This is a genomic window from Kitasatospora sp. NPDC058406 (assembly GCF_042722765.1).
GTDB lineage: Bacteria > Actinomycetota > Actinomycetes > Streptomycetales > Streptomycetaceae > Kitasatospora.
Genome location: NZ_JBHXKE010000366.1, coordinates 1 through 3,467, shown reverse-complemented (window position 1 = coordinate 3,467; position 3,467 = coordinate 1). Strand labels below are relative to the sequence as shown.

Here is a 3,467-nt window from a genome sequence, read left to right as displayed (position 1 = left end):
TTAAGTATCCGGCCACCACCGATATCTACACTTGATTTGTCGTCGGCTGCGTCTGTTGTTTATACGAGACAGCGCTTGACGCGCTGCGCAGGTCTCGTCTGGGGGCCGTCCTCGGCCGGCCACCAGCCACGCCTGACCAGGGCCGTCCGGGATGGACGGCCCTGTCGCGTTTCTCCGACGGGACGGGCCCGGAGCCCCGGACGGCCGCATCACGCCGCACCGAGGAGAAACCCGTGACCACCGCAGTTCCCACCACCGGTTCCGCCGCCCCCGGCCCCGCTCCCGCCCTCGACGGGAGCACCGCCCCCGAACCGGGCGCCCACCGCGTCCTGACCGGTGACCGCCCCACCGGCCCGCTCCACCTCGGCCACTACTTCGGCACCCTGCGCAACCGGGTCCGCCTCCAGCGCCGGGGCGCCGAGATGTTCGTCGTCATCGCCGACTACCAGGTCATCACCGACCGGGACACCGCCGACCGGCTCGCCGAGCACACCGAGAACCTCGTCCTCGACTACCTCGCCACCGGTCTCGACCCCGAGCGCGCCACGATCTTCGCGCACAGCGCGGTCCCCGCCCTCAACCAACTGCTGCTGCCGTTCCTCAGCCTGGTCAGCGTCGCCGAGCTGAGCCGCAACCCCACGGTCAAGGACGAGATCGCACACTCCGACCAGTCCGCCGTCAACGGGCTCATGTTCACCTACCCCGTCCACCAGGCCGCCGACATCCTCTTCTGCAAGGCCGACCTCGTCCCCGTCGGACAGGACCAGCTGCCCCACCTGGAGGTCGCCCGCACCGTCGCCCGCCGCTTCAACGAGCGCTACCCGCACGCCGACGGCAGCGCCGTCTTCCCCACGCCCCGCCCCCTCCTCTCCGACACCCCGCTGCTGCTCGGCACCGACGGCGGCAAGATGAGCAAGAGCCGCGGCAACGCCGTCCCGCTCTCCGCCGACGAGGACACCACCGCCCGCCTGATCAAGGGAGCCCGGACCGACGCCGACCGCCGGATCACCTACGACCCGGTCACCCGCCCCGGGGTCTCGGGCCTCGTCCTGCTCGCCGCCCTCTGCCGGGACCGGGCGCCGGAGGAGATCGCCGAGGAGATCGGCGACGGCGGCGCCGCCGCGCTCAAGCGCACCGTGACCGAGGCCGTCAACGAACACCTCCGCCCGATCCGCGCCCGCCGCGCCGCGCTCGCCGCCGACCGCGGCCACCTCCGGCAGGTCCTGCGTGACGGCGCCGAGCGCGCCAATGCCGTCGCCGACGCCACCCTCGACGAGGTCAGGACCGTGATGGGGTCGGTGTGAAGGCGTGAGGGCATAACCTCTCGGGGTGGCTCCGCCGGGGCCGCCCCGAGAGCACGACACCCTCCCCGCCCCCACCCCGGAAGGAGCCAGGCCATGGACCAGTTCCCGACCACGCCGGGCCGAGGCCTGACCCGTCCGCCGCAGCTCCGCCCCGGGGACCACGTCGTGGTGGTCGCCCCCAGCGGCCCCGTCGATCCGCAGCGGCTCACCGCCGGCAGCGCACTCCTGCGGTCCTGGGGGCTGCGGGTCACCGTCGCGCCGCACGTCCTCGACACCCACCCCGTCCTCGGTCACCTGGCCGGCACCGACGCCGACCGCGCCGCCGACCTGCAGAACGCCTGGCTCGACCCCACCGTCGACGCCGTCATCTGCGCCCGAGGCGGCTACGGGGTCCACCGCATCGTCGACCTGCTGGACTGGGAGGCCATGCGGGCCGTCCGGCCCAAGGTGCTGATCGGCTTCAGCGACGTCACCTCCCTGCACGAGGCCTTCGCCCGGCGCCTCGGCCTCGCCACCCTCTACGGTCCGATGAGCGCCACGGCCTCCTTCATCACCGACGGCCCGACCGCCGAGCACCTGCGCCGCACCCTCTTCGACCCCGCGGCCACCACGGTCGTCACCGCCCCCGGCGCCGGTCCGCTCGTTCCGGGCCGGGCCCGCGGCATCACCGCGGGCGGCTGCACCCACGTGCTCGCCGCCGAGCGCGGCACGTCCGCCGCCCGCCCCTCGTTCGCCGGGAACATCCTGATCCTGGAGGACGTCAACGAGCACCCCTACCAGCTGGACCGGATCCTCACCCAGTTCCTGCGCTCGGGTGCCTTCGAGGGCGTCGCCGGAATCGCCCTCGGCTCCTGGGAGGGCTGCGGACCGCTCGACCGCGTCCGCGACGTCATGCTCGACCGGCTCGGCCCGCTGGGCGTACCGGTCCTCTGGGAGCTGGGCTTCGGCCACTGCCCGTCGACCCTGACGGTCCCCCTCGGCGTGCCCGCGCTGCTCGACGCCGATACCGGCACGCTCACCCTGGAACTGCCCGCCCTCGCCGAACGGCCGCCCCTCGACCGCTGACGCCGAGGAAGGCGGAGACTGCGCCACGGACGGGTGAGTAGGGTGCGCCCATGAACGCGGACAGCCCCACAGCGGACAGCCTCACCGCTCTCGCCCTCGGCCTCCTGCACGGTCCGGGCAGTCACCCGCGCGCCATCCTCGGACTGTCCGGCCCGCCCGGTGCCGGCAAGTCCACCCTGGCCCGGCACCTGGTCGCCGAGGTCGAACGCCGTGAGGGTCCGGGCAGCGCGGCCTACCTCCCGCTCGACGGGTTCCACCTCTCCGGTGCCCAGCTCGACCGCCTGGGCCTGGGCCACCGCAAGGGTGCGCCGGCCACCTTCGACGCCCACGGGTACGTCGCCCTGCTGCGCCGGGTCACCACCGAGCGCTTCCAGGACATCTACGTCCCCGACTTCGACCGCGGCCTGGACGAGCCGGTGGCGGCCCGCCACGTCGTCCGACCGCACACCCGCCTGGTCGTCACCGAGGGGAACTACCTCGCCGCCGGCGACCACCCCTGGCCGGAGGCCCGCGGGCTGCTCCACGAACTCTGGTACGTGGACACCGACGACGCCGAGCGCGAGCGGCGTCTCCTCGACCGCCACCGCGACGCCGGCCGCGACGAGGCCGCCGCCCGCCACTGGGTCACCACCAACGACCACCCCAACGGCGAGTACGTGAAGACCGGGCGTCCGCTCTGCACACGCGTCGTCCGGGGGACGGGTTTGCCTTCGGAGCAGATCGGGCGTAGTGTTCTCTAGTCGCTCGGCAGGGAGAACCGGACACGCATCAGCGCGGACGGTCCCGGAGTGGCCAATCCTCTGAAACACCACCTCTTCCTGATTCGGGCCGAGGCGTGTCGTCTTTGTTTCGATGCGTTCCGGCCAGGGTTTGTTAGGCGTGCCCATTTCTGGGGATTGCGGCCGGATTCGCTTTTCGGAGCGGGGTTCGGCTAGAGTTTGAAACGTCGGACGGGGCGTCAAGCCGCAGAAGACACCAGCGAGTTGGATGAACGAAGCGCCGGAAACGGAGCGGAAAACGTCTGGTAAGCTGGAAACACGAAAGAACGAAGCGCCCGGAGGGCCGGTGTGAAAGCCGCCTGAAGGAAGTGTCCGTTCC

At 72.3% G+C, this 3,467-nt stretch carries 3 protein-coding genes; all 3 read left to right on the top strand.

The features are described from left to right. The first annotated feature begins 233 nt into the window (after positions 1-233). The 3 genes from trpS to ACFWOG_RS38575 all read left to right on the top strand — a co-directional run bounded on the left by trpS (position 234) and on the right by ACFWOG_RS38575 (position 3,109). Positions 234-1,304: a tryptophan--tRNA ligase gene (gene trpS, locus ACFWOG_RS38585; protein WP_380364205.1), complete on the top strand. Its 1,071-nt coding sequence runs from the start codon at positions 234-236 to the stop codon at positions 1,302-1,304. Positions 1,305-1,397: 93 nt separating this feature from the next. Further along, complete coding sequence (locus ACFWOG_RS38580) at positions 1,398-2,369, top strand: LD-carboxypeptidase (protein WP_380364203.1); 972 nt, start codon at positions 1,398-1,400, stop codon at positions 2,367-2,369. Between the two features lie 50 nt (positions 2,370-2,419). Further along, the gene (locus ACFWOG_RS38575) at positions 2,420-3,109 is read left to right on the top strand and encodes a nucleoside/nucleotide kinase family protein (RefSeq protein ID WP_329883741.1); all 690 of its coding nucleotides are present in this window, start codon (positions 2,420-2,422) and stop codon (positions 3,107-3,109) included. Positions 3,110-3,467: the final 358 nt, after the last annotated feature.